Annotated in this window: 22 protein-coding genes; 12 read left to right on the top strand and 10 right to left on the bottom strand. The window is 61.0% G+C overall.

The genetic code is table 11. The features are described 5' to 3' along the window. Window positions 1–59: 59 nt before the first annotated feature. Window positions 60–1,139: a deoxyhypusine synthase gene (locus AC0QDI_RS17335; protein WP_474670395.1), complete on the top strand. Its 1,080-nt coding sequence runs from the start codon at window positions 60–62 to the stop codon at window positions 1,137–1,139. 18 nt (window positions 1,140–1,157) lie between these two features. Here the strand turns inward: AC0QDI_RS17335 and AC0QDI_RS17330 are convergent, their stop codons facing one another. Further along, entirely contained in the window at window positions 1,158–1,565 is a 408-nt protein-coding gene (locus tag AC0QDI_RS17330) for a pyridoxamine 5'-phosphate oxidase family protein (RefSeq protein WP_474670393.1), read from the bottom strand. Window positions 1,566–1,698: 133 nt separating this feature from the next. Here AC0QDI_RS17330 and AC0QDI_RS17325 point away from each other — a divergent pair, with 133 nt between their 5' ends. Beyond that, the gene (locus AC0QDI_RS17325; RefSeq protein ID WP_474670391.1) at window positions 1,699–3,999 is read left to right on the top strand and encodes a sensor histidine kinase; all 2,301 of its coding nucleotides are present in this window, start codon (window positions 1,699–1,701) and stop codon (window positions 3,997–3,999) included. Between the two features lie 228 nt (window positions 4,000–4,227). Here AC0QDI_RS17325 and AC0QDI_RS17320 read toward each other — a convergent pair whose 3' ends face one another. Then, window positions 4,228–4,911, bottom strand: a complete 684-nt coding sequence (locus AC0QDI_RS17320) for a glycosyltransferase family 2 protein (protein ID WP_474670390.1) — start codon at window positions 4,909–4,911, stop codon at window positions 4,228–4,230. A 286-nt stretch (window positions 4,912–5,197) separates the two neighbouring features. Between AC0QDI_RS17320 and AC0QDI_RS17315 the strand changes: the two genes are divergently transcribed. Together AC0QDI_RS17315 and AC0QDI_RS17310 are read left to right on the top strand one after the other, a co-directional pair. Continuing rightward, on the top strand, window positions 5,198–5,422 hold the full coding sequence (locus AC0QDI_RS17315; RefSeq protein ID WP_474670388.1) for a hypothetical protein: 225 nt from the start codon (window positions 5,198–5,200) through the stop codon (window positions 5,420–5,422). Between the two features lie 210 nt (window positions 5,423–5,632). After that, entirely contained in the window at window positions 5,633–8,908 is a 3,276-nt protein-coding gene (locus AC0QDI_RS17310) for a KAP family P-loop NTPase fold protein (protein ID WP_474670386.1), read from the top strand. Window positions 8,909–9,093: 185 nt separating this feature from the next. Here AC0QDI_RS17310 and AC0QDI_RS17305 read toward each other — a convergent pair whose 3' ends face one another. From AC0QDI_RS17305 to AC0QDI_RS17290, 4 genes are all read right to left on the bottom strand, one after another. Continuing rightward, on the bottom strand, window positions 9,094–9,816 hold the full coding sequence (locus AC0QDI_RS17305; protein ID WP_474670384.1) for an aspartate/glutamate racemase family protein: 723 nt from the start codon (window positions 9,814–9,816) through the stop codon (window positions 9,094–9,096). Window positions 9,817–9,933: 117 nt separating this feature from the next. After that, entirely contained in the window at window positions 9,934–11,184 is a 1,251-nt protein-coding gene (locus AC0QDI_RS17300) for a zinc metalloprotease (RefSeq protein ID WP_474670382.1), read from the bottom strand. A gap of 344 nt (window positions 11,185–11,528) precedes the next feature. Further along, window positions 11,529–12,524 (bottom strand): linear amide C-N hydrolase, encoded by a 996-nt coding sequence (locus AC0QDI_RS17295; protein WP_474670380.1) that lies wholly within the window; start codon window positions 12,522–12,524, stop codon window positions 11,529–11,531. Window positions 12,525–12,726: 202 nt separating this feature from the next. Then, the gene (locus tag AC0QDI_RS17290; RefSeq protein ID WP_474670378.1) at window positions 12,727–13,521 is read right to left on the bottom strand and encodes a helix-turn-helix transcriptional regulator; all 795 of its coding nucleotides are present in this window, start codon (window positions 13,519–13,521) and stop codon (window positions 12,727–12,729) included. Window positions 13,522–13,772: 251 nt separating this feature from the next. On the opposite strand from AC0QDI_RS17290, the gene AC0QDI_RS17285 reads away from it, so the two are divergent. The 4 genes from AC0QDI_RS17285 to AC0QDI_RS17270 all read left to right on the top strand — a co-directional run bounded on the left by AC0QDI_RS17285 (window position 13,773) and on the right by AC0QDI_RS17270 (window position 17,207). Next, on the top strand, window positions 13,773–14,207 hold the full coding sequence (locus AC0QDI_RS17285) for a DUF4870 domain-containing protein (protein WP_474670376.1): 435 nt from the start codon (window positions 13,773–13,775) through the stop codon (window positions 14,205–14,207). Window positions 14,208–14,216: 9 nt separating this feature from the next. Beyond that, on the top strand, window positions 14,217–14,765 hold the full coding sequence (locus AC0QDI_RS17280) for a hypothetical protein (RefSeq protein WP_474670374.1): 549 nt from the start codon (window positions 14,217–14,219) through the stop codon (window positions 14,763–14,765). A gap of 22 nt (window positions 14,766–14,787) precedes the next feature. Then, on the top strand, window positions 14,788–15,534 hold the full coding sequence (locus tag AC0QDI_RS17275; protein WP_474670372.1) for a hypothetical protein: 747 nt from the start codon (window positions 14,788–14,790) through the stop codon (window positions 15,532–15,534). A gap of 236 nt (window positions 15,535–15,770) precedes the next feature. Next, complete coding sequence (locus tag AC0QDI_RS17270; RefSeq protein WP_474670370.1) at window positions 15,771–17,207, top strand: DUF389 domain-containing protein; 1,437 nt, start codon at window positions 15,771–15,773, stop codon at window positions 17,205–17,207. Here AC0QDI_RS17270 and AC0QDI_RS17265 read toward each other — a convergent pair. After that, window positions 17,133–17,528 (bottom strand): hypothetical protein, encoded by a 396-nt coding sequence (locus AC0QDI_RS17265; RefSeq protein WP_474670368.1) that lies wholly within the window; start codon window positions 17,526–17,528, stop codon window positions 17,133–17,135. The genes AC0QDI_RS17270 and AC0QDI_RS17265 overlap by 75 nt on opposite strands. Before the next feature lie 70 nt (window positions 17,529–17,598). After that, window positions 17,599–18,234: a class I SAM-dependent methyltransferase gene (locus AC0QDI_RS17260; protein ID WP_474670584.1), complete on the bottom strand. Its 636-nt coding sequence runs from the start codon at window positions 18,232–18,234 to the stop codon at window positions 17,599–17,601. Between the two features lie 278 nt (window positions 18,235–18,512). Between AC0QDI_RS17260 and AC0QDI_RS17255 the strand changes: the two genes are divergently transcribed. Together AC0QDI_RS17255 and AC0QDI_RS17250 are read left to right on the top strand one after the other, a co-directional pair. Beyond that, window positions 18,513–19,352: an ion transporter gene (locus tag AC0QDI_RS17255; RefSeq protein WP_474670366.1), complete on the top strand. Its 840-nt coding sequence runs from the start codon at window positions 18,513–18,515 to the stop codon at window positions 19,350–19,352. A 433-nt stretch (window positions 19,353–19,785) separates the two neighbouring features. Next, a complete protein-coding gene (locus AC0QDI_RS17250) occupies window positions 19,786–21,168 on the top strand; it encodes an FAD-dependent oxidoreductase (RefSeq protein WP_474670364.1) in 1,383 nt (460 codons plus the stop codon). 125 nt (window positions 21,169–21,293) lie between these two features. Here AC0QDI_RS17250 and AC0QDI_RS17245 read toward each other — a convergent pair whose 3' ends face one another. After that, window positions 21,294–21,758, bottom strand: coding sequence for a pyridoxamine 5'-phosphate oxidase family protein (locus AC0QDI_RS17245; protein ID WP_474670362.1), 465 nt, complete (start codon window positions 21,756–21,758; stop codon window positions 21,294–21,296). A 183-nt stretch (window positions 21,759–21,941) separates the two neighbouring features. Between AC0QDI_RS17245 and AC0QDI_RS17240 the strand changes: the two genes are divergently transcribed. Then, a complete protein-coding gene (locus AC0QDI_RS17240) occupies window positions 21,942–22,292 on the top strand; it encodes a TrmB family transcriptional regulator (RefSeq protein WP_474670360.1) in 351 nt (116 codons plus the stop codon). Between the two features lie 333 nt (window positions 22,293–22,625). Here the strand turns inward: AC0QDI_RS17240 and AC0QDI_RS17235 are convergent, their stop codons facing one another. Further along, window positions 22,626–23,621 (bottom strand): LEA/WHy family protein, encoded by a 996-nt coding sequence (locus AC0QDI_RS17235; protein WP_474670358.1) that lies wholly within the window; start codon window positions 23,619–23,621, stop codon window positions 22,626–22,628. 399 nt (window positions 23,622–24,020) lie between these two features. Between AC0QDI_RS17235 and AC0QDI_RS17230 the strand changes: the two genes are divergently transcribed. Further along, on the top strand, window positions 24,021–24,956 hold the full coding sequence (locus AC0QDI_RS17230; protein ID WP_474670356.1) for a hypothetical protein: 936 nt from the start codon (window positions 24,021–24,023) through the stop codon (window positions 24,954–24,956). Window positions 24,957–25,064: the final 108 nt, after the last annotated feature.

Raw genomic sequence — 25,064 nt, 5'->3', positions numbered from 1 at the left:
GGACACCGAGACGGAGCTGGACCGCGACGTTCAAACCGCTCGCCCGCCCACTCGAGGACATGAGCGACGACCACGAGGGCGATAACGGGAGCGCCGCCCCCGACGGCGGCGACGAGGCGAACGACCACCACGACCCCGGCCGGGAGACGTTCTCGCACGACCCGATCGGTCACGCCGAGGTCCGCGCCGGAATGACGGTCGGCGAACTCGCGGACGAGTACGGCAACGCGGGCGTCGGCGCGGCGGACCTCCACCAGGCCGTCGACGTCACCGAAGCGATGTTCGACGACGACGTGACCGTCTTCTTCGGCCTCGCGGGCGCGATGGTCCCCACGGGGATGCGAGCGATCGTCGCCGAGCTGATCCGCGACGGCTACATCGACGTGCTCGTCACGACCGGCGCGAATCTCACCCACGACGCCATCGAGGCCATCGGCGGGAAACACCACCACGGCGCGGTCCACGAGGAGGGCAAGACCGAGCGCGAACACGACGAGACCCTGCGCGACGAGGGCGTCGACCGCATCTACAACGTCTACCTCCCACAGGAGTTCTTCGCCGACTTCGAGTCCCATCTGCGCGAGGAGGTCTTTCCGGTCCTCGAGGCCGAATGCGAAGACGGGGACCTCGCCTCGATCCAGCGGCTCACGGCGGAACTCGGCCGGGCGAACGCCGAGGTGAACGAACGCGACGACGTCGACGAAGACGCGGGTATCGCCGCCGCGGCGTACGAGAACGACGTGCCGATCTACTGCCCCGCCGTCCAGGACTCCGTGCTCGGCCTGCAGGCGTGGATGTACTCCCAGACGTCGGCCTTCTCGCTGGACGCGCTGGCGGACATGACGCCGCTGACCGACATCGCCTACCACGCCGAGGAAGCCGGCGCGTTCGTCGTCGGCGGCGGCGTCCCCAAGAACTTCACCCTCCAGACGATGCTCGTCTCGCCCGACGCCTACGACTACGCCGTCCAACTCACGATGGACCCCAAACAGACCGGCGGCCTCTCCGGCGCGACCCTGGACGAAGCCCGCTCGTGGGGTAAACTCGAGAAAGACGCCGAGAACGTCTCGGTCTACGCCGACGCGACGATCACGCTCCCGCTGGTGGTCGCGGCGGCCCGAGAGCGACTCGAGGGATAGTCACGCAGTCGCTGGCGCTCACTCGCGGTCGTCGTCGTAGGTCCGGTAGGTCGCGGAGCCGACGTCGATCCGGACCAGCCGGTTGTCGGCGTAGGCGTCGTGATCGGCGCCGTACTTTTCGTTGATCCGGCGGCGGGCCGCGTCGGTTTCGGCCTCGTCCTCGACGACCGTCGCCGTCCCCAGCAGCGAGACCATCCACTGCGCGCGGCCGGCCTCGTCCCGCTGGATCGAGAGCGCGACCCGCGGGTTCTCCCTGACGTTCGCCAGCTTCCGGCCCGTCGTGACGAGCTCGACGATTTCCTCGCCGGCGAGATAGTGATACCAGACCGGCGCGACGTGGGGGCGGCCGTCGACGCAGGTCCCGAAGTGGGCCATCAGCGGCTCGCTCTCGAGCAAGCGCTCGGCCGCCGGCGGAACGGTGGACACGCCCGAACTACCCACCGAGAGCGAGATAAGGGGGCCGCATGGCGGTGCCGGGAGCGTTCCGATCGTGCCCGCGGCTGCCACACCGCTTATTAGCTCTTCGCCCATTGGCGAAACGTATTCAGGAGTCCCTGCCATGACCCGACCGACCGCCGCCGCGGCCGAGGCGGAGCCAGCGACCGACGAGATCGCCGTCCGTTACGTCGACCCGGAGCCGACGGCCACCGAGATCCCGACCGCGCTCGAGCGGGCGAGCGACCGGCTCGCCGTCGAGTCCGTCGCGAGCGAGGCCGCGGCGCTGGCCCGCCTCGAGCCGACCGCCGTCGACTGTCTCGTGTGCCGGTCGACGGGAGACGACGCCGGCGCCGACTCCCTCCTCGCCCGGGTTCGCGAGGTCCGGCCGGCGCTGCCGGTCTTTCTCGTCGGCGACGACTTCGACGAAGCCGACGCGAGTGCCGCGCTCGAGGCCGGTGCGACCGGCTACGTCTCAGTGTCGACCGCGGAACACGGCACGCGACTCGCGGTGCGGATCGAACGCGCGGTCGACGCGGCGACCGAACGCCGCGACCTCGAGGCGGCGACCGCCCGGTTTCGCGCCCTCACCGAAACCGCCTCCTTCGCCGTGATCACGGCGGGCGATGACGGGACGATCCAGTACGCGAACGACGCGGTCGAGTCGCTGTTCGGGTACGCGGTCGACGATCTCGTCGGCGACCGCATTTCGACGCTCGTCCCGGCGAAGTATCGGAACAGCCACCGCGACACGATCGCCCACTACCTGCGGACCGGCGAGCAGACGCTCGACTGGAACTGGGCCGAACTCGACGCGCTTCACGCCGACGGCCACGAAGTCCCCGTCGGCGTCTCGTTCGGCGAGACCTCGGTCGACGGCCGGCACCTCTTCACCGCGGTTATCCGGGACCTCTCGGATCGGCGACGCCTCGAGCGCGAGCGCGAGGCCACGCTCGAGCGGATCGGCGACGCCTTCGTCTCGATCGACGTCGACCGGACGTTTACCTACGTCAACGATCAGGCGGTCGAACTGTTGGACCGCCCTCGCGAGGAACTGCTCGAGGAACCGCTCGGCGCCGCCTTCGAGGCCGCCGCCGGAACCGAGTTCGAGCGCCAGCTCGACCGCGCCTTCGCCGAGCAGACGACGGTCAGTTCCACCCAGTACTTCGGCGGGCTCGAGCGCTGGTTCGAGGTCCGGGCCTACCCCTCCGCGGACGGCCTCTCGATCTTCTTCACCGACGTGACCGACCGGGTGCGGGCCGAGGAAGAACTCGAGGACAGCGTCGCGGCGCTGCAGGCGCTGTACGACATCTCGACCCGGGCGGATACGTCGGTCGACGAGAAGGTGCCGGAGCTGCTGGAGCTGGGCTGTGAATCGCTGGAGTTGCCCTACGGTTTTCTCACTCGGATCGACCTCGACGAGCGGACCCAGACGGTCGTCGAGTCCCGCGGCGATCACCCGCTCCTCCAGCGGGGCGAGTCCTGCCCGCTCGCGGAGGCCTACTGCCGGAAGACGATCAAGACCCACGAGCTGGTCACCGTCGGGAACGCGCCCGACGAGGGGTGGGCCGACGACCCCGCCTACGACCTGTTCGAACTCGGTAGCTACGTCGGTGCGAAGGTGACCGTCGACGGCACCATCTGGGGCACCCTCTGTTTCGCCTCGAGCGAGCCCCGCGAGGGCGACGGCTTCTCCGAGGCCGAGCGGACGCTGGTCAAACTGATGGCCAAGTGGGTCAGCTACGAGACCGAACGCAAGCAGTCCCGCGAGACGCTCGAACGACAGAACGACCGGCTGCAGGAGTTCACCAGCGTCGTCAGCCACGACCTGCGGAACCCCCTGAACGTCGCACAGGGCGCGCTCGAACTCGCCGAAGCGGGCGATCGATCCCAGCTCGAGGCCTGTCAGGAGGCCCTCGATCGGATGGCGCAACTGATCGAAGACCTGCTCTCGTTGGCCGAACAGGGGGCGACGACGGCCGAACTGGAGCCGGTGTCAGTGCAGGACTGCGCGACGAGGGCCTGGTCGATGGTCGACACCGGGGACGCCGTCCTCGCGGTCGAGGGGGAGTCCTGGGTCCGGGCCGACCCCGACCGGCTCCAGCAACTGCTCGAGAACCTGTTTCGGAACGCGCTCGATCACGGGGTCCCCGAGGGCGAATCGACTGCCGACCTGACCGTTTCCGTCGGCGACTGTGCGGACGGGTTCCACGTCGCCGACACCGGGCGGGGGATTCCCGAATCCGAGCGAGACGACGTCTTCGATATCGGCTTTACCACGGCCGAGGACGGGACCGGATTCGGCCTCGGTATCGTGAGCCGGGTGGCCGAGGCCCACGACTGGGACCTCGCGGTGACGGCCAGCGACTCCGGCGGGGCTCGCTTCGAAGTGTCCGGCGTCGCTCGACCGCGCGACTCGAGGTGAGCCGTTTGCGGTTCGCTTCTCGAGGTCCTCGCTGTGGTCGGACCTCGCATTCGCTCCCGTTCGCGTTTTCGAGACTTCGCGTCGTTCGGTCTCGCTTCGCTCACCGCCGCCCAGCGCGCGCCACCGCACGCCGGATGGTCGGTCTAGTGCGAGAGAAGTTCTCCGTGGTGAAGCTCTCAGTTCGACTCGTTACTCGGCGATAGTCCGTCACCGACGACCGACGCTCGCTCAGTACTCCGCTCGGAGCCGCTCGAGGTCGAGTCGGGCGTAGTGCCACAGCGTCCCCGTCAACCCGTCCTCGGTGATCCGCCGGCCCGAACTGTCGACGAGCACCCTCGGACAGAACGCCGTCGGATACCGTCGGGCGAGCAATCGACTGAACGCCGTATCCTCGTTCGACACGGCTGGAAAGCCGCCGACCTCATCGAAGGCCCGCCGGTGGACGAAACAGTTGAACCCCGGGAGGATCGGCCGCTCGAGCCGCGAGAAGACGTGGTTGATCGTCGCCTCCACGAGCTTCGCTCGGCGGGGGCCGGTGATCCGACAGTAGGAACTGGCGGCCGCGAGCTTGTTGGCCTCGACGAAGCCGAGCAGTTCGGTGAGATAGTTCGCCCGCACTCGCGTGTCCGCATCGACGAAGGCCAGCCACTCGCCGGCCGCGCGCTCGGCCCCGAGGTTCCGCGCCGCGGCGATGCTCTCGCCGCCCTCGGGAACGATCGTCGCGTCGTACTCGCGGGCGATCTCGCGGGTCGCGTCGCTCGAGTCGCCGTCGACGACGAGCACCTCGTACGCGTAGGCCGTGTCCAGCGCGGTCAGGCTCGCGAGGGCTCCCCGGAGGTAGTCCGCCTCGTTTCGCGCCGGCACCACGAAACTGACGTCCACGTCGTCGCCGTCGCGCTCGTCGCCAGTCATCGGTACTCGAGTGATTACGGGGACGGGTTCTCAAGCTATCGGACTTCTGCGGGCCGAGACGCGCGTCGCGTCACGGTTTGTGCGAGTAGAGCGCAGCAACCGATCGTGCGAAACTGCCCCATGCTATTTGCTTTCAGACAGCTGGCCACAGCAGAGATATGTATCATGAACTTTTATAACCGTGGACTCAGTAGGGGTGAGTACAGATGTCGGTCGTACACGTAGCAGTCTAAGTTCGTTGCCGGCGACGAGTACCGATTCTGACGATATCCCACACCCGACCGACATGAGCACACAACACCTGCAGTCCACGACCGACGCCGAACCAACGCCCGATCGAACGACGACCCGCACCCGAACGACTCCCTCGAGCGCCGTTACCGAGGATCCGCGGACGGCCACCGACCGCGCTCCCCGGACGTTCTCGCATCGGAGTACGGGACGACTCGAGAACCTGATCGACGAGTGGAACGCGGCCTTCGCGAACGAGGACGCGGGACGCGGCTCGTAGGGCCGACGTTCAATCTGGTTTTCGCTGCCGAATCCAAACCGTCTTTGGAGCGACGGCGGTAGGATCGCGTGGCCGATGACGATGCACCCGCTCCGAGCCGGACTCGGCATCCGGTGGTGACGAGCCCTATGAGTGCCGAGGCCACACTATTAGGACTAGAGATCGGTAGTGACGGGTTATTTATAATTGGAGGACAGGATTTTCGTTATAATGTCTCCTGAGAATGAAGATCTATTTTTATCAGATCGAGCTATTACATCAGAGGAGGACGACAAATTCGGGCATGCCGAGTACGCCGACAGTTTGGAGAGGATCCTACGGAACGCCGAACCACCGTGGCATATAGGGATATTTGGAGAATGGGGCGCAGGAAAGACATCCATCATCAGGATGTTGTTCAACCGGCTTAGAGGGAAGAAAGAGTTTCGGGACACGGTTTTCGTCGAATTTGATGCTTGGTCTCATGCGGAAGGATCGATCAGGACAGAACTTTTACTCGAGCTTGATAAACAGATTGGCGGTCAGATCGGCAAGCCAGAAGGTGTGCTTACAGAGGAGGAAATCACTGGTCGACTCTATGATGTCGAAGAGGAAGAGCAGATATCAAAAAAAGCTAATCCAAAGAAAATATTAGTAAACTTCTGGGAGGAAAGCCCGTTACTTGCAATTGGTTTTGTCGGTATCGCAACTGTAGCGGCCTTATTGGAATATGGTGGCCACTCAGCGTTAGCGTCGGTGGCTGTAACAGGATTACTTCTCCCGGTTTTAGGATATATACTCCAACAGCTAGACACTGTAGCTCAGACGATACAGAGAAAATTCCTTCATCCTCGAAAGGAGTGGTCAGGGTCATACCAACGAATCTTTGAGGACATTATCAAGTGCTCCGACGCCGAGACTATCGTAATATCTATAGATAACCTAGACAGGTGTGAGAGCGGCACAGTATACGATGTCCTTGTATCCCTCAAGACTTTCATGGAAGACGACAACTGTATCTACTTGATTCCTTGTGATGACAAAGCCTTAGAGAGCCATATTAGATCTATCGACAAAGGCGACTACTTCGAAGCCGGGAAAAACGAGCGTGAATTCCTGAGAAAGTTCTTCCAGACACATATCCGGATCCCGCCGTTCCTACCAGAGGACATTGAGGAGTATGCAGAAGATGAAAGTGGAAGACTTTCAGAACCATTCGAAGATGAAGCGATCGACGTAATCACGAATGCGTATATTGATAATCCGCGAAGGATCAAACATGCGCTCAATCGACTATCCACGCTTAGAGTACTGGCAGAGGAAATTGAGGAGACCGGGGCATTGACAGAGGGAAGGATCACAGATCACATCCCTTTTTTGGCCAAAACCTCCATTCTTGAGGAAGAGTATCCGGAATTCTACGAGACACTTTCCGAAAACCCACGGCTATTAAACGATATTAACGACTACTTCAGCGACCAACTCAGCGAATCCAAAGATATTGAGAGAGTTGAATCACTTTTGAATCCAGCCAATGAACCTGGCCAGAATGGTGATCAAGAATCTAGGTTGGAGGCGTTCCTACGTTCTACACGCCGTATCCATGTTGAAAACCCGAATCCATTTCTGAATCTATCGGAGCCATCTTATGCGACAAGTCTTACTGACGTTGACACCTTCCTCCGAAATCTTAGAACAGGACAGGAAGAGGAAGTACGGAAGGAGCTAGAACAGGTCGAAGACTATGGTCCATACATCGATGCAATTCAGAATAGCATTGAGAATTATACTGTGAAGAGGAGAGAGCAACCGCTTTTCGGCAGCATCGACACAGCAATCGCTGTCTATAATGAATTTGATCAACAATCTCAAACATGGCTAACCCAGATTCTTGGCGAATATCTAACAACTGATCTAGGAAGAGGATTTCTAGGTGATCTTGACTCAGATTCTTTGTTCCCAATCATTATTCAAATGGGTGAAACAGACTCCGAGGCTCTGTTGACAGAGTACTCTTCCTTGATTATCGACAGTACAGGTTTCCAAGAGAACATTTTCAAAGGGTTCGTTGATTTTGCTGAGGACTTACCAAGGCATATTGTACTGACTGTTTCTGAGAAAATTGAATCACTTGACGAAGAGCCGACCAAGACTGCACTCAGGATTATAGATGAGTCAGAGGGGGCGAAGAACCGACTGATTCGTTCAGCAACGTTAGAACATGCTATTTCGATGATTGAACTATCGGATAACAAAAATGAGTTCACAAATACAGAGTATTACACGCTCTTCGACGATGTAGCGGCTAAGAAGGCGAGAGGAGCCTATGCAACTCACCTTTTGAACCTGAGACAGAATTATTCAGGAAACCAAGAGGCAGAAGTTGATGAAGTAGTTTCCCAACTCTTGACAGGAGTCGAAGGTGTGCTCCTCGAGGCCAGCGGAGAAGATGTATTTGAGAAGGTCCGCGAGATAGTAAAGAACCGAGGGAACCAACAGCCATCAAATCTTGTCGAGGTTTGTTTCCACTTCTACGGATCTTTCCCTACCAGGACACAGCAGGAGTTCCATAGCTGGATTGGAGAACTGTTCCGAAACTGGAACCCGACCAATACGGAGGAACTCTTCAATCTTAGCACCGATTACGATGTATCCATTGTTGATACAGAAGAGGAAGCCGAAGCAATTTTACATCAGATACCAAATTCCATTGATGACGAGTCGTTCGTCAATGGAAAGATTGTACCTGCTATCCCCGAGAATTTTAATCAACAGCTGGAAGATAAGGTGAAGTCCTTAATCAAGAATAACAACAATAGCTACAGCCAGCTCGGTATTGATGTCTTTACTAAATATCCGGATCGGTTTAAATCGGCTTGGGGAGAGATCATTGAAATCCTGGGTAATCAGGCCAATAGAGAAAATAACATAAACCAGCAGAGACGTTACTTAGAGCCAATTTCAGGAATATTTGCGGAGTTAGATAGTCCTGAGCAGGAGAGCTATATTAGTCAGCTGGATGATCTACTTGAGAATAATAGGAACGAGTATCAACTGTATCGGGATCTCTGGAACGACATAGAGGAAAACGTTGATTCGGACAGAAAAGAAACCGTTGCAGGAGATGTTAGAGAGGAACTCGCTCAGGCATTCAGTCGTAACCAAAATCCGAACCATCTCGATCCTCTAATCGAAGTTCTGAGTTCTCTCACCGAGTATATAGGAGACGAGAACGGCCAACGATTCATTGAACGATTCAGCAAGCAGCTCACACAGAACAATCTGAATGATGGCCAAAAAGGTAAAGTCCTGAAGCAAATTTCGGAGTTTAATGAGTTCTTCGGAAAGGAGGATCAGGTCCTAGATAGGGTCGAGAACGTTTTGAAAAAGAGCAACCATAATTCACTCATTCAAAACGCAGAAAAGTTGCTCAACAAGATGGAAAGTGTAGAAGTGGTCGACCAAGTTAGATTAGATCAGATTCGAGAAGATCATATTTCCCGGTGAAGGTACATTTAGCACTCCTTCCCTGAAGTGGCAAATATACAATCTTTATTTAGGACAGTATAGGACATTTATAGAATCGACTAGGGCTCATACAAGATTAGCTGTTCATCCAGATAAACCATGAGTGCCGAGGCCATCGATTTACATGTACCACATCCTTTGATTGGCTGGCGTAACCGGGAGCCTCAATCGTCGAGGACGGGGTGAAGACTCCGCTCGACGGCACGCTCGACGTGAAGTGCAGTCGTATCGAACAGCGGGGTCTCGGGGCAGTCCCGTTGCTCGACCAGGAGCTCGATTTCGGTACACCCGAGGACGATTCCCTGGGCTCCCTTCTCGACCAGACCGTCAATCACGTCGAGATATCGCCCTCGAGATTCCTCTCGCACCTGTCCAGTCGTCAGTTCCTCGAAGATGATCCGGTCGACGGCTTCGCGGTCGTCGATATCGGGCACGACCGTTTCGACCCCGCGCGAGCCGAACCGCTCGTGGTAGAACGCCCCTTCCATCACGGCTTTCGTCCCAAGCACCCCGACCGTCTCGACCCCGTCGGCGCGGATCGCATCAACCGCGGCGTCGACGATGTGGAGAAACGGGATCGACAGTTCGTCGACGAGTCGCGGTGCGACGCGATGCATCGTGTTCGTCGCCATGACGACGAAGTCGGCACCCCCGGCTTCTAGAGCGAGCGCCGCGTCGACCAGTAGCTCACCCGCCTCTTCCCACCGTTGATCCCGAATACAGCGTTCGATCCGGGCGAAGTTAACGCTGCGAATGAGGATGTCACCCGCGTTGTGCCCGCCGAGCGCATCGTTTACGTTGCGATCAATGAGCCGGTAGTACGTCCGAGTCGATTCACTGCTCATTCCGCCGAGAATGCCGATCGTCTGGGGTTCTGTGAAGGACATTCGACTGCCACTCGCCGTCAGTTCTACGCCCCTCCATTTAGCGATATCTGATGCACGTCGGACCGAACCAGAACTGTCGTTCCCGGAAATCGGCGCTTTCGAATTCGAGTGGGGAAGCTACGGTCGGTCGGGGAACAGCGCGAGGTGGCTGATGATGATTCGACTCTCCAGTCCACCTGCCAACGCGCCCGAAAGGACCCCGATGGTGCTGATGAACGCACCGGTCCGGACGAGATCGATGAATCCCACGGCCGGCTCCTCGAGGCTCGGCCAGTTGGACATCAGGTTCGGCGGGAAGACGACCAGTTCGATGACGAGGATGATCGCCCACACGAGTCCGAATAAGCCGACCATCGCCAGCAGGAGGACGAAAAAGACCGTGACGTTGACCAGGGCCGTGTGTTCGGTGACGATCCGATGTCGCTTCCGCGGGAAGGAGAGGTTCTGGGCGAACAGGAGATAGAGCGCTGCAGTGACGATACTGACGGCCGCGAACAACGCCGCCGTCACGTTGCTCATGTGGAAGCCGACGTCCCAGGATTCGGCGCTGAAGACGATGACGAGCGTCGGCGCCAGCGCGGCCGTCGACAGCTTCGGTAACGAGAGCGGCAACAACGGTGCTCGGCTGTTACCGAGCGCCTGCAGGATCCGTCCGGGGTTTCGGACGGCACTGGCCGCGTGGAAGGCCAGCCGCTCTCCCGGGCCGCGCGGGCGGGCCTCGGCCGCGGAGAGCTCCCCGGCGATCCGATGGAGATCCCGCTCGACGTCCGCGTCGATCGGCGGAACGGCCCGCCGTTCCGGATCGAACCGGAACGGCTCCATGACGCCTCCGTCGGCGTCGCGATGGCGAGCGCCCAGCATATGCCCGACGAGGTGGACCACGAGGGTCGCCGTATTCCAGCGGACGGCGGCGTCCTCGAGCGAGCGTCGCGGTTCGTTGCGGGGCGCACTGCGGAGGGCGTTCGTCGAGACGATCGCGACGCGAGAGAGCGGCGACGCCAGTCCGGGGACGAACCGATCCGTGCTCGAGACGAGCGGCACGTCCGTAACGACGAAGATGAAGTCGTACGGCCCCTCGACCATCTGGTGTGTGGCGCGGTCGAGGAACTCTGAGGGCCGTCGTCTGTCGTTGTCCGCGAGCGTGACCGCACCCTCGAGGTAGAACCGCCAGGTAACGTCCGTGACCGACGCGAGTTCGTCGACCGTATCTTCGGCAGCTCGCGTCGCAAACGACTGCAGCCTGTCCGGATCGGTTCCCGGTGCGTGCGCGACCAGCACCCCCACGTCGATCTGTAGTCCGGTCGCCCCCTCGCACTCGGCTGCCACTAGCGTCGGATCGTCGCGATCGCCCGATCGAGAACGACACATCGTCCGACGGTTCATCGTGGACGTTCTTAACGGCTGGTGGCGACAGCTCCGCGTGAGTACCGTGCGACAGACGGACCCAACCCTGCCGAATTCGAAGTGTACTGATAGCGCAGTGCCAGCACGTTCGATTCTGTCCGAATACCACCTGCTGAAGTGAGTGCGGACGGATTCGACTCTGCGTTACGAGTACATCGTCTTCGTTCGAGTATCGAGGCTATTGATTTACTCGTTGCACTTGTACCGCCGCCGTTTCTCGATTGGTTCTGCCACATGAGAACGGCCGATTGCTGACGTCACTAACTGCCGATGTATCTATAATGAGAATGCGTCGGAAGTAGCTGGGATCAGCCCGATGGAGACGGGACACCGAGAAATTCGAACGGCTCAGTCTCGACGAGTTCGTCGGCGACATCGCCGGCGAAGACGTTCGCCTGGTTCTCACCGAGCGACAGCGATCGAACGCCGGCATCGGCATCGAAGTCCATCCCGTCGAGGTCCAGCCAGAAAACGTTCGGTGAGAGCGCCGACTCGAAGTAATAGCGTCGGTCCCGGTGATCCGCGACCGTGCGCCAACGCGTCGAGGAGATATGCGGTTCGTCCGGCGTACTAATTCCGTACGGCACGGAGACGTTGCGGATCGCCCCGAAGACGCTCGCCGTTGCGGTTCGACGGTTCTGGGTCTGCGGGATCGCGTCCACGTAGAAACTCGCGCGGACGAATCGGTCGGCCGGGCGACTTGTCCCTGGTAACATGACTGTTCCGCCGATTTCCGACCAGTACTCGTCGAGTGCGAGCTGTTGGTCGAACGTCGGGGAATTCGTCATCACCTGATACTCCCGATCGTGGTGGATCGTCAACTCGCCGTCGACGTACTCGAGGACGGCGCTGTCACCTGTGGCATCCGAGATGGACAGGTGAAGGGTGGCGAGCCGGCCTTCGTCCGGGATCTCGTCGGAGACGACGACGAATTCCTCGTTCCGGTGGGTTTCGACAGCCTCGGCGACCGTCGCGAAGTTGTCGAGGACGTACTGCGCCCACAGCGAGATCGACAGTCCAGGCGTGTCGCCGTTCCACTCGGGATAGTCGGATTCGGTGAGCCACAGGACGTTCGCGACCAGACCCGCCTCGTTCATCCCGTCGGTCGTCGCGATATCGTACGCCGAGGCGATGACGCTGCCGTACTCAGCGGTCCACTCTATCGAGGCTGGACCGACTTCGCCCGTTCGCTCCATTCCGCGTGGGAATACCCAGATGTTGGTTCCGATCTCGGTGTGCCAGTCCATCGACCGACCGGTGAGCACGATGTGCTCGGGTCCGAGATACACCAATCGCGTGCACATCTACGGTCTCTCCCCAGTCTGTCGGCCGTTGTGTGTCAGGTGTCTGTACATGATTCTGTCATAGATCGAGCAGGAACATAAGTTGCCTTCGGCCCGAACTGATACGTCTTCGTTGCCTAGATGCGAGTCGTTCCCGGCCGAGTGCCGAGGCCGCTATTTCCGACGGGAGGCGGTGTTGCTGGGGAATCCAAATCCAACGTCCTCAGTGTCCGCTAGTGAACTCGAGCGAGTCGAACTCCTCCGCGAGGGGAGTCGCTTCGGTGCGATAGTTCGCATAGAGATCCTCGGCCCACTCGCGTGCGGCCTGTGAATCGGTATCGACGTACGTGCGCAGCAACCCCGTCTCGTCGTCGTAGATGCCGACGCCGATTCGGTCGTCACAGAGCGTCAGTCCGAACGGGATGTCATCGTGAGTCCAGAATGTCAGATTTCCGCTTTCGATGGCTACGCGTGCCCGTTCCGGGTTCGACGTAAGGATTTCCTCGACTACCGCCGACGGATAGACGGCCTCCGTTTTCATCCCGGCGTTGATGCGGTCGGACAACTCGTCTACGTGCAGCGGGTTGATGGTCGCCGGGTCGAGCCCCCGCAACGTCTCGGTCGTTTTCACCAGCGACATGAAGCGGTTCACCGGGCGATAGGGATCACCGGGCGCAGCGGTCGTCACGGTCGCGTCCGTGAACGCCGCGATGTCGATATCGATGTCGTGAGCGGCCACAACTTGGAGGATGGGGGCGAGTTCCGACGCGGCCTCGATCGTCGACTGAAAGTCGGCGACCTCCGCGGCGGTCACTTCACCGAACGGCGTGAGGACGAACTCGCCGTCGGTGCGTTCGATCAAGCCACTGTCCCTGAGCGATCGGGTGAATCGGTGGACGGTCGACCGAGAGACGTTCAGGCGTTGTTCTAACTCTCGTCGATCTATCCCTCCTTCCTCGCGGAGCGCGTCGAGTACCGGCTTTTGCCTGACGATCTCGATGAGTCCCTCGGCATCCATTCACAGGGTGATAGTGACTCATGAGGCTCTTAAGTCCACTGGTCAGTCACCGATCCTGCGACGATGAGACGGCACCTCGAGTCGATTGCGCCTCTCTCGAGCGGAACCGGACTAGCCGCCGAGCGCCGTCTCACGATTTGAGACGATGTCACCGACTGAACTGATGTCACTCGGTTCGTATAACTGACTGTCGCACCTGCTAACTGGTACTGGAGCGGGCACGACGACGGAGCCCCTCACTGAGACCACCAATGGCAAGCAATACACGAGACGTCGAGATCGAGGCCGAACGAGCGGTAGAAGCGGCGGAAACCGAATCGGGGCTCGAGCCGAACGTCGCGGGAGCGCTCTCGTATCTGTTCGGATTCGTCACGGGACTGCTCTTCTTCGTGATCGAAGGCGACAACCGGTTCGTGCGGTTTCACGCCGCCCAGAGCATGGTCGTTTCCGGCCTGTTCGTCCTGGCCTATATCGGGGTGAGCGTCGTCGGGACTCTCATCACGATTCTGTTCGCCGGTATGAACACGTTCGTCATCGGGAGCATCATCTCGTTGTTTCTCGGATTGATCTGGTTGGGACTCGCGGTCGGCGGGTTCGCGATCTGGGCCTACCTCGTGGTCACGTCCTACCGGGGCGAGACGACTCGTCTGCCCGTCGTCGCGGGGATCGCCGACGGGCTGGTCTGAGGTGACGGCGTGCCCACGAATCGGGAGGAACCGGGGAATCCGGCCGGACAAGCGAGCGATGGCCGAGCGATTGGGGCCGGCGACGATACGTTAGACGGAGCGGGACCGACACCGTCGCTCGAGACGTACACCGACGACGAGTACGGCTACCGGCTCGCGTATCCGACGACCTGGTCCGCGAAGACGGAGCCCGCGGGCGGGGCGTCCTTTGACGACCGGACGGGCTCCGCTGGCGCGACCGTCTCCGTCGACGAGGGCGTCGCCCTCACGCTAGCGGAGTACGTCGCGGACTTCCTCGAGGCCCTCGAGGCCGACGAGCACGTTCGGGCGATCGAGCGCCTCGAGCGGCGCGATAGCTTCCTCGAGACCGGGGAGACGGAGCAGGTGATCGATTGCGCCTATTGGAGCGTCCCCGACGGTGAGCGCTGGCGGCTCACGTACCGCTTCGTCCGTGAGGGCGAGACCGGGTACGTCCTCGGTGTGGACTGGAACGACGACGACGGACTCGACGAACTCGCTGCACGAATCGTCGAGTCGTTCGCCGTCGAAACGAACTGAGAGCGGAAGAACGACACGACACATGGACGAATCACGCGGACAATCCGGACTGGATCGATTCCTGAACACGAGATTGACTACCCACACTCTGCTGACGGTGGCGGTCGTCCTCTCGGTCGCCCTCGCGGGCTGTACCGGGATGGGCGGAGTCGGTGACGTCGGAAACGGCGAAAACGATGGGACCGGTAGCGGCGATGGCGACGGCGACGACTTCAACTCGATGGTCGACGCGGACGACGATTGGTTCAACCTGAGTCGACCGGGTCACTACGCCTTCGACCTCGCGGGGATGGACGAGGAGACCGGCGAACGGGTCACCGGGCAGCTGGTGTACGACATCGAGGATGCCGGCGAGGAGGTATCCGTGAGCGTCGACTACGAGTTCGGCGACGAGCAGTATCAATCGACGACAACGAGTCCCCCTGACGAGGTGATGGGCCAGCTGTTCCTCACACCCGCACACGCGCCGATCTTGGCCCTCCAGAGCGCCGCCGTGCTCTACTACTTCGAGATGGGCTTTACCAACCCCTCGGTCGGCAACCGCAAACAGACCACCACCGACGAGGGGACCCAGATCACCGAGGTCACGGAGCAACGCTCCTACGCGGGGATCGAGTGCGTCTTCGTCGAGACGACGGTCGACGGCGAGCGCTCCCAGCAAAGCTGTCTCCGCGGCTCGGACGGCGGGAGCGCCCCCTACGTGGCCACCTACACCGAGGAGGGCGAACTCGAACTCGAGGTCGAACTCGTCGAGTACGAGTCGAACTGAGTCGATCGATCGTCTCGAAGCGTGAGCGACGGTACCGGTGTGGAACTGTTCTCCCCCCAGCGCCAGTCCAGCGTTCTGGTAACCGACTGAAACGCCTGACGGTTGTTGAACGAGATCTGTTCGAACGCCGGAAACGTATCAGACGTATATCGTGACGCCCGCTGAGGTACCCTATATGCTCATCGTTACGATCTTAGTCGGCAGTTAGTAAATGCCATCTACTCCGACCGGTCGGTATGCGACTCATTCAGGTCTTCGTTCCCAGCGACGACCACGAGCTTGTACGGGAGACGCTCGCGGAGATGGAGGTGGAGTTCGTCTTCAGCGACGCGGACGAGCATCGGGACGGGAGTCTGGCGAACATCCCGGTTCCGGCGGGGGCCGTGGACGCGGTCCTCGAGCGACTGTACGACGCCGGTCTCGCGGACGACACGTACACCGTCGTCACGGAGGTCGATCGGGCGACCGTGCCGAACGCCGAGGAGCTGACGGACCGCTACGTCGAGGGACCGAAAGGAAAGCGCGGCGCCTCGCACTCCGAGATTCGCGAGCGCGCGGAGGACCTGACGCCGGATACGGCGACGTACCTCGCGTTCGCCATCGCGAGCGCGATCGTCGCGGTGGCCGGCCTCCTGCTGGACTCCGCCATCGTCATCGTCGGCGCGATGGTGATCGCGCCGTTCGCGGGGTCGACGCTCTCCGCGAGCGCCGGCGCCGTCATCAGCGATCGCGAGATGGTCGTCGACAGCGCCACGTCGCAGGTGACGGGACTCGTCGTCGCGTACCTCGGCGCGATCGCGATGAGCGTGTTCCTCCAACAGACCGGGTTCGTGCCGTCGACGCTGGCCGTCGGTCGTGTCGGCCAGGTGAGCGGGTTCGCCACGCCGAACCTCCTGACGCTCATCATCGCCATCGCGGCCGGGTTCGCCGGGGCGCTCGCGCTCGCGACCGACCTTCCCGTCTCGCTGGCCGGCGTCGCCGTCGCCGCGGCCATCGTTCCCGCCGCCGCGGCAGCCGGCATCGGCACAGCCTGGGGCGAGCCGCTCATCGTCGCGGGTGGCATCGTCCTGCTCCTGATGAACATCGTGTTCATCAACCTCACCGCGTACCTCACGCTCATCGCCCTCGGTTACCGCTCGTCGGTCATCAGCAACGTCCGCGAGAACGCCGCCGTCTCGCTGCGCACGGGTGCGTACGCCGTCATCGTTCTGCTATTTCTGGTCGTCGTGGCGGTGACCGCCTTCGGGACCTACCAGCACCTCGTCTTCGAACAGCAGGTGAACAGCGAGGTCCAGGAGGTCCTCGAGGAACCCGAGTACGCTTCGCTGGAACTCGCCGGCGTCGAGACCGAGTACAACGACGGGAGCGCGTTCAGCGACGAGGTTTCGGTGACGGTAACCGTGGGACGCACGAGCGGGCTCGAAGACGAGGAACTGGCGGCGGATCTACAGACCGCGATCGATGCGCAGACGAGCCGATCCGTCCACGTCGACGTTCGGTTCGTCGACTACCAGCGCTCGGCGCCGGTCGGAGAATCCGACAGTGGGCGGAGCGCGTGGTGGCCGGTCGACGAGTGGCTACCGGGCTGGGCAGGGTCTTCAGTTCCGCAGTCGGTGCCACAGGCTGTGGCACTTTCGACGAATCTTGTTGAGGAACGAGCCGACCCGGCGTGATCCGGTGAGGAGGCGAAGCGCGCGGATCGACCGCCCGATGCGGAGCAGCCGGAACGGTCGGAACCACGGGACGGCGGTGAGGATGAGGAACCAGTTCGAGCGAACGAACGCCCGCGGACCCTGGTCCGACCACCGATAGAGGAGCGCGACGTCGAGGAGGAAGACGACGAGGAGCCACCGGAGGATGGCCCGAACCGTCGTCGCGAGCGACTCGGAGACGACGAGGAGCTCAAAACCGACCGCAACGTCGACGACGAACAGGCCGATCCACACGAGTGCCACGACCTCGACGAACGGTGGCCACCAACGTTCGGCGTCCATCTACTGGCTCGTAGCACGTCTCCACTCAAAACGTTGCGTCCGTCGACCGCTCGAGCCGCCGAGAAAACAGCTACTCCTGCGAAGTTCGAAACGCCCGGACGGTATCCCGCTTGCCTCGCTCCATCTCGACCTCGAGCAATCCGAGTTCGGTGAACACGCGGTTCCAGTCGCGGTGGTAGAGGGGGAAGTCGTCGTTGACGTAGCTCACGTCGGGGTCGGTCGACTCCGGGTGCTCGGTCTGATCCTCGGCCTCGCTCTCGTTTTCGACCGTGATGAGGAGGTCGTCGGTGATCCGAGCGATGTCCTCGAGGACCCACTCCGCGTCCGGGTGGAGGTGCTGGAGCGTCTCGACCGAGTAGACGACGTCGAACTGGTCGTCGTCGAAGCCGCCGACGACGCCTTCGATGGTGTCGTGGTAGAACGCGCCGGCGTCGGCGAGGTCGGGATAGGTCTCCTCCATCACGTCGAACGCGTCGTCGTTGACGTCGATCCCTGCCAGATTCTCGAAGCCGTGGTCGTAGAGGTGTGCGAGGTGCCGGCCCGAGCTACAGCCCAACTCGAGGACGGACGCCTCTCGGTCGACGAAGCGCTCGAGACGCTCGAGAATCGACTCGCTGCGCTCGTCCGGGCCGTAGTAGGCGTAATATTCCGGGGAGTACTCTCCAGTCCGCTCTGCCCACTGACGGCGGACCTCGTTAGAATTCACGTGTACCATAGCCGGTGAACACCTAAAGTCTACTCGGACTCCGCCCGGTCCTCGTCGGGCGCTGTTCTCCGGTTCGTATCCGCGTCTCGTTCTCGATGCGAAATCAGTCGGCATCGCCGACGCTGGCTTCGTGTGTGAGCGCACCGATTGCCTCTCCCTCTAATGGGGACCGATCGTTTTTCCCTCCGATGGGACGATCGCGAGCCGGGAACCGAAAGGGTTCCCTCACTCCGATAACCGAGAGCCTACGTATCTCGCACTCGGAGTACGACTGTCGAATGACGATCGAATCGCCGCCTGGCGGCCGTGACGTTCGGGAAACCGTCCGCTTCTATCTCCTGGATCACCGGACTGCGCTGGGAAAAGCGATCGACATCACGCTGTTGGTACTCAACCTCGTCTTCGTCGCCGTCTTCGTCGCGGAAACCTATCCGCTCTCCGCCGACCTTCAGTTTCGACTCTGGCAACTCGAGATAGCGATCGCCGTCGTGTTTCTGATGGAGTACGTTCTTCGACTCTACGGTGCGGCGAATCGCCTCGAAGAGGCCACCAATCCTTACACCGTGGTCGACCTGATCGCGATTCTCCCGACGTTGCTCGTGATGTTGCTGCCGGGCGTCGCGATGGTCGCCACCGTCGGCTTCCTGCGCGTGGTTCGGGTCGTTCGCGTCCTCCGGTTCTACCGCTTCACGCAGGATGCGGAGTTCTTCTTCGGGACGATTTCGGATAACGCCTTACGCGCGCTGAAGCTGCTGTTGACGGTGCTGGTGCTTCTTTTCGTCTCTGCAGGCCTGTTCTACAGCGCGGAACACGTCGCCAACCCCGATGTCAGTACGTTCGGCGACGCGTTCTACTACGTCGTGGTGGCACTGTCGACCGTCGGATTCGGTGATATCGTCCCGATCACGACCGCAGGGCGGTGGGTCACGGTAGCTGCGATCCTCGCCGGTATCATCGTTATCCCGTGGCAGGCGAGTAGAATCGTCCGCGAGTGGAACCATCGAGGGAAGATCAACGTCACGTGCCCGAACTGTGGACTCTCGTATCACGACCGCGATGCGTCACACTGCAAGGCGTGTGGCCACGTCATCTATCAGGAACACGACTCGCGCGAGTAGACCGAAACCGGAAACGGATCGTCCCCACTCGGAGCCCACGGGACCGAGACAACGACTTGAGGGTTTATTTCCGTTCCATACGCGCGTTTTCTCCCCGCCACCGTGCAACGAGTGAGTGGTCACTCCCGCGCTCGAGAGCACGGATGTGGACCGGTACGTCGACTGTCGATACAACTGCGGCTGAATGACACCGTATCGGTGGGGTCGAGCGGCGAGAACGGGAGCAGATTGCTGGATCACGAGTCGGTCCCCTCAGCCGTATCTCCGGACACAGGTCGCGTGTCTCGAGATATGGGCACTTTCTTCCTGGTATCCAACATCCGAGCATACAGCCGTCGATGCGGGATACGACGACCGTCGAAAACCCGATCGAAAAAATATGAGTTATCAGTCTGGAGTCGAGCATTGGCAATACCGACCACACCGATCAATAATGTCTGGCAAATACGACCTCGTAATCGTCGGCGGTGGTATCAGTGGCGCATCACTTCTATACACGACCGCGAAGTTCACTGATATCGACTCGATCGCGCTGATCGAGAAGGAATCGGAGATCGCAGCGATCAACTCCCACCACACGAACAACTCCCAGACCCTCCACTTCGGGGACATCGAGACCAACTACACGCTCGAGAAGGCCGAAGAGGTCAAAGAGGGGGCGGAGCTCCTCGCGGGCTATCTGGAGAACAACGATCCCGACCGGGAGATGCACGCCAAGCGCAGCAAGATGGTGCTCGGCGTCGGTGACGAGGAGGTCGCGGAACTCGAGCAACGGTACGAGGACGACGGCTTCGGCGACCTCTTCCCGAAACTCCGACCGATCGATCGCGAGGAGATCGGCGAGATCGAGCCGAAGGTCGTCGAGGGGCGCGATCCCTCGAAGGACATGCTCGCGCTGCAGACGCCGGACGGCTACGTCGTCGACTACGGTGAAACGACGAAGTCGTTCGTCGCTGAGGCCGAGGAGGAGGCGAACGTCGACGTCTTCACCGGAACGGAAGTCACGGACATCACGCCGACGCTGGACGGCTACACGATCGAAACGGACGCCGGACGCTTCGACTGCGACGCGACAGTCGTCGCGGCCGGTTCGCACAGCCTCCAGATCGCGAAGGAACTCGGCTACGGTCAGGACAAGGTCTTGCTCCCCATCGCCGGGAGCTTCTTCCTCGCGGACGACCTCCTGAACGGGAAGGTTTACACGCTCCAGATGAAGAAACTGCCCTTCGCCGCAGTCCACGGCGACGCGGACGTCCACGACTCGTCGATTACGCGATTCGGGCCGACCGCAAAACTCGTCCCGACGCTCGAGCGCGGCCGCATCACGACCGTCAAGGACTTCCTCGACGTGTTCGGACTGAACGCGGCGGCGTTCCTGAGCTACGCCAACATCCTCTCGGATCGGATCCTCCTGCCGTACGTGCTCCGGAACCTCGTCTACGACGTTCCGAACATCGGGCCGAAACAGTTCCTGCCCCACGTCCAGAAGGTCGTTCCGAGCGTCGAGCTCGAGGACATCGAACGCGCGAAGGGCTACGGCGGCGTCCGCCCGCAGATCGTCGACACGAAGAACAGGTCACTCGATATGGGCGAGGCCAAGATCGTCGGCGACGACGTCATCTTCAACATCACGCCGTCGCCGGGTGCCTCGACGTGTCTCAAGAACGCCATGCGGGACACGCACACGGTACTCGATTTCCTCGGCGACGACTACGAGTTCGACGAGGAGGCGTTCCGCGAGGAGACGATCGACAACTTCCCGCGCGGCGGCGACTCCGACGGGCCGAAGGCGATCAAACCCAGCGCCGACGACTGAGACGGTCTGCTGTCAGTCATTCCCGACACGGCCGCAACCGGCCTGCGGTCGCGCCGGTCCATCGGTACAGCAAACCGTCTGACCGACTGGACACACCGAGACGGAAACGAACGTACTACCGGCCGTTATTCGGATTTTTCGCCCGTGCCTTCCCTCATCCGTTCGCTATAGTCCCAACTGTAGACCGCTCGCGGCTCGAGTCGGATGCGAACCTCGTCGCGGTCGTCGTCGAGCAACCGCCGCGCGAGCGGGGACCCCGTCCCGCCGAGGTATCGCTCGATGAGGTCTCGCAGGACCGCCTTGTCGCTATCCGACGAGAGTTCGACGGTTCCGTTCCCCCTGATCCCGCGGTAGGGGACGTCGTTGGTCGAGATGTCGAAGGCGACTTCGGGATCGTGTCGGAGGAAGCGTACCACGTCCGCGTTCGCTCCCGTCGCACACTCGAGCGCGCCGTCGCGATAGCGAAACCACAACGTGACGACCCACGGCGAGTCGTCCGGCCGTCGGGTGGCGATCCGGATCGGGATCGTCGCCTCTTGTAGGAAGGTCGTGACCTCGTCTTCGCTCCAGGCGCCGCGGAAGTCGGTCATACTCGAGATTAATGTGGCCGAGTCCGAAAAAGCTCAACCTATTGGTGGACATACTGTCTCGATTCTTCATCGATTTCGTGATATTCTGTCTAAAGAGCGATGGAAGGACCTGCTACGCGCGGATGGAATACAAGAATACAGGCATACATTTATTACTACTGTCGACGAACTGTCGATTACGGAATGCCCATCAGTATCGACGATTTCGAGTCACACGATTCCACAGGCCGGCGGACGAACGCGGAGCGAGTGTTGGGTTTTCTCGCACAGAATCGAGACAAAGCGTACAGAGCGATTGAAATAGCCGACGCGACGGCGGTCAACGAGAATTCGATTCATCCGGTATTGAACCGGCTCGAGGAGCGGGAACTGGTTCGCCACAGGGAACCGTACTGGGCGATCGGTGATCTCGAGGCAGTCGGCGATGCGGCGATATTCCAATCGACGGCGGCGTTCCTCGACGATGAACTCGGGCCGGAGAGCCGGGACGAGTGGCTGACTGCAGCACGGAACAGCGGGGAGCGCGACGAGTGACCGAGACCTCACCGTCGTTCGACGACCTCCTGCGCGGTCACGTCGTCCTCGCTCCCGATCCGTTCAAACCGGATGACGACGCGACGTGGCCGTAGATCATCGTCAACAACGAACGTCACCCCTTCGATGACCAGCAATACGTCGTGATGGGACTGACGACGCGGACGTGGTACGACGAACGCGTTCCGCTCGAGGCAACTGACTACCGTCACCGAGCGGCACCACGAGAGAGTTCGATTGTTCCGCACGCAGTTGCATCGCTCACACCGTCGCTGATGACCGATTACGTCTGCCGGATCCGGGATGATCCGATCGATCAGGCAGTAACGGTACTCACGGAATACCTCCGATAACTCCCGTCCTCTCCCCCGCAGACTCGTTCCCCGCCGACTCGTTGGCACTCGAGTCCGCCGCGCCGAGCAGGTCCGTCTCGAACGTCCGTTCGGACGAGATGAACTCGAGCGGAACCGTCCGTTCGACGCCGCCGTACTCGAGGGTCGCGTCGAAGTCGACCGTCAGCGTCGATGTCTCGTCGTTCCGGAGGTGGGTGACCCACCACTCGTCGAGTTTCGAGTTATTGATGGCCGCGTCGGCCTCGAGCGTCTGCGTCCCGTCGGGCTCCAGCACGGTCCGTTCGGCGGCGGTGCCCGCTCCGACGACGATTCCGTTCAACTGGACCGTGTACGTGATCTCCGCGATCGGTACCGGGATCGGCGTCGGGTTGGTCACCGTCGCCGACGCGTCGATCGGCGTTCGGTTCGCGGTAGCGTTCCCCCACGCCGCGTTCGTGTCGTCGACGACCATCACCGTCCGGCCGTACGCCTGAAACTCCCGACTCTCGTTCGTTTCGAGCGGCTCGAGCAGGTCCGTGTGGACCGTCCGGGTTTGCGTCCACTCGTCCGCCGGAACTCGGATTCCGGCGACGTCGACGACGACGTCGGGTTGGACTCGCACCGTCGTTGTCTCGTTGCGATTGATATGGGACGCCCACCACGCCGGAATCTCGTCGTTATCGAGCCGCGTCGAGACGCTGACGGTACTCTCGTCGCCGGCGAGGTGGGCGCGATTTTCTCGCTCCGTCGCGAACTCGATGTCGTTCATCGAAACCGTATAGGAGACGTCCGCCGCGGCGTCGCCGACGCGGAGCAACAGCGGATTGTCGACGCCGATCCGCGTCTCGACTTCGGTTCGGTCGTTCGTGACGGTCCCCCACTCGTTGTCGACCGATTCGATCTGCGGACGGTCCACCGCGAGGACGCCGTAGGCCGCGGTTGCGACGAGCAGGACGACTGCGAGGAACAGTACGATTCCCGTTCTGCGACGAACCATCTACCGCACTCTCCATCCGCTCGTAGTTCCGACGTTACGTTACACGTTCAGGCCGTTGATATCCGGGGGCGATTCGCTTCCCGATCACGGAAGGGACTACCGGGGTCGCTTCAGTGCCGCGGGGCCATCCTCGAGCGCCGCGAGGATCGTCTCGATGCGTCGGCCTCGACAGAGAGTCGAACAGTCGACTGGATCCCCCGCTGAGGACTCTCGATAGATTCACTTCTCTGAATCGCTGTTTCAATCGTCTAGTAATACACTAATGTATACTAACACGAACATAATATATTTATAAACTATCGTAGAATGATATCGATGTCTATGGAGAAGCAAGATAGACCGAATGACGCCGAGAGAACGGATGTCACACGGCGACAGACGCTGAAGCGAGCGGGAGTAATGACTGCGGGGGCCATCGCGAGTCTGGGCGTTGCGGCGGACAGCACACGCGCAATAGATGTTGGCGCTATCGGTCCCGAGGATATCGACCTCGGTGGGTCGGATAAGTACACCGGGGGCTGGGGACCAAACACGCCGATCATCGATGCCAAATATTCGCTCGCCCCCTCGACGGTTTACGACTACGCATTCAAGCAGATCCAGCCGGGTCTCGAATACCTGGGATACTCGTCGGATCCCGATACGACTACGACTCACTGGTTCGCGGTCAGTCTCGTCTCCCACATGTGGAAGGGGAACGACAGATACCACAAGGGGAGCGCGCTTCGCGAGCAGTTGGGATGCCAACTCATAACGAGGTCTCCGTCTCGCGTCGACGTCGCGATTAAACCGGCCTACCAGTACGCCGGGTTTATCGACAGCAGTACGGTCCCTCGATGGGAAGAGGTCGTCAACGGTAGCGGTTCGATCTCGGAGTACGAGGAGGAAGCACAGCAACAGATTCCGTCGGATGGCGGGTACGACGACGTGCTAGCATCGGTATCGGCGACCGCGCTAGAAGGGATCTTGGGGACGGTCGGATCCCCTATCAGTCTCGCACAGACGGTTTTCAGCGAACTATCGAGCGGGGATTGTGACTCCGGACAAATCGGGGGCCCGTCCACGACCGAACTCGGTGAAAAGTGGGAGTGGTGTTACAACGAGAGTGATTATCCGGTTCCACTCCAGTATTTGAACTCCATCGTCGGATTCCAACTCCCGTACTCGTCGAACAGCAGTGCAGAGGCCAGCCTCGAGGTCGGATCCTTCATCCGGGACCGCGTCAACAACAACTTCCCCGACTCTACCTACGAACGAGCGACGGCGTACGAATGGGACCTTGATATCCCCGCCGATGAAGACGAGGCCGAGATATCGGACTATCGGTACAAGTGATATCGTTCGCGACAGCGAGACCGTCTCATTTCGCATAGGTCCGGGGATCCGTTGCCGATCACGGTCTATTTTTCGCGCGTCGAAACGAGGGTATCGACCGGCCATCGG

It is taken from the genome of Natrinema sp. LJW11 (assembly GCF_056135975.1).
Note: the sequence above shows the minus strand (reverse complement) of the source record. Positions and strands in the feature narration are given on the sequence as shown.

Bases quoted from the DNA above. Each gene is read 5' to 3' on its own strand.
- AC0QDI_RS17335 (WP_474670395.1), top strand. From the start codon at position 60: ATGAGCGACGACCACGAGGGCGATAACGGGAGCGCCGCCCCCGACGGC.
- AC0QDI_RS17325 (WP_474670391.1), top strand. From the start codon at position 1,699: ATGACCCGACCGACCGCCGCCGCGGCCGAGGCGGAGCCAGCGACCGAC.
- AC0QDI_RS17320 (WP_474670390.1), bottom strand. From the start codon at position 4,911: ATGACTGGCGACGAGCGCGACGGCGACGACGTGGACGTCAGTTTCGTG.
- AC0QDI_RS17315 (WP_474670388.1), top strand. From the start codon at position 5,198: ATGAGCACACAACACCTGCAGTCCACGACCGACGCCGAACCAACGCCC.
- AC0QDI_RS17310 (WP_474670386.1), top strand. From the start codon at position 5,633: ATGTCTCCTGAGAATGAAGATCTATTTTTATCAGATCGAGCTATTACA.
- AC0QDI_RS17305 (WP_474670384.1), bottom strand. From the start codon at position 9,816: ATGTCCTTCACAGAACCCCAGACGATCGGCATTCTCGGCGGAATGAGC.
- AC0QDI_RS17300 (WP_474670382.1), bottom strand. From the start codon at position 11,184: ATGTGTCGTTCTCGATCGGGCGATCGCGACGATCCGACGCTAGTGGCA.
- AC0QDI_RS17295 (WP_474670380.1), bottom strand. From the start codon at position 12,524: ATGTGCACGCGATTGGTGTATCTCGGACCCGAGCACATCGTGCTCACC.
- AC0QDI_RS17290 (WP_474670378.1), bottom strand. From the start codon at position 13,521: ATGGATGCCGAGGGACTCATCGAGATCGTCAGGCAAAAGCCGGTACTC.
- AC0QDI_RS17285 (WP_474670376.1), top strand. From the start codon at position 13,773: ATGGCAAGCAATACACGAGACGTCGAGATCGAGGCCGAACGAGCGGTA.
- AC0QDI_RS17275 (WP_474670372.1), top strand. From the start codon at position 14,788: ATGGACGAATCACGCGGACAATCCGGACTGGATCGATTCCTGAACACG.
- AC0QDI_RS17270 (WP_474670370.1), top strand. From the start codon at position 15,771: ATGCGACTCATTCAGGTCTTCGTTCCCAGCGACGACCACGAGCTTGTA.
- AC0QDI_RS17265 (WP_474670368.1), bottom strand. From the start codon at position 17,528: ATGGACGCCGAACGTTGGTGGCCACCGTTCGTCGAGGTCGTGGCACTC.
- AC0QDI_RS17255 (WP_474670366.1), top strand. From the start codon at position 18,513: ATGACGATCGAATCGCCGCCTGGCGGCCGTGACGTTCGGGAAACCGTC.
- AC0QDI_RS17250 (WP_474670364.1), top strand. From the start codon at position 19,786: ATGTCTGGCAAATACGACCTCGTAATCGTCGGCGGTGGTATCAGTGGC.
- AC0QDI_RS17245 (WP_474670362.1), bottom strand. From the start codon at position 21,758: ATGACCGACTTCCGCGGCGCCTGGAGCGAAGACGAGGTCACGACCTTC.
- AC0QDI_RS17240 (WP_474670360.1), top strand. From the start codon at position 21,942: ATGCCCATCAGTATCGACGATTTCGAGTCACACGATTCCACAGGCCGG.
- AC0QDI_RS17235 (WP_474670358.1), bottom strand. From the start codon at position 23,621: ATGGTTCGTCGCAGAACGGGAATCGTACTGTTCCTCGCAGTCGTCCTG.
- AC0QDI_RS17230 (WP_474670356.1), top strand. From the start codon at position 24,021: ATGACTGCGGGGGCCATCGCGAGTCTGGGCGTTGCGGCGGACAGCACA.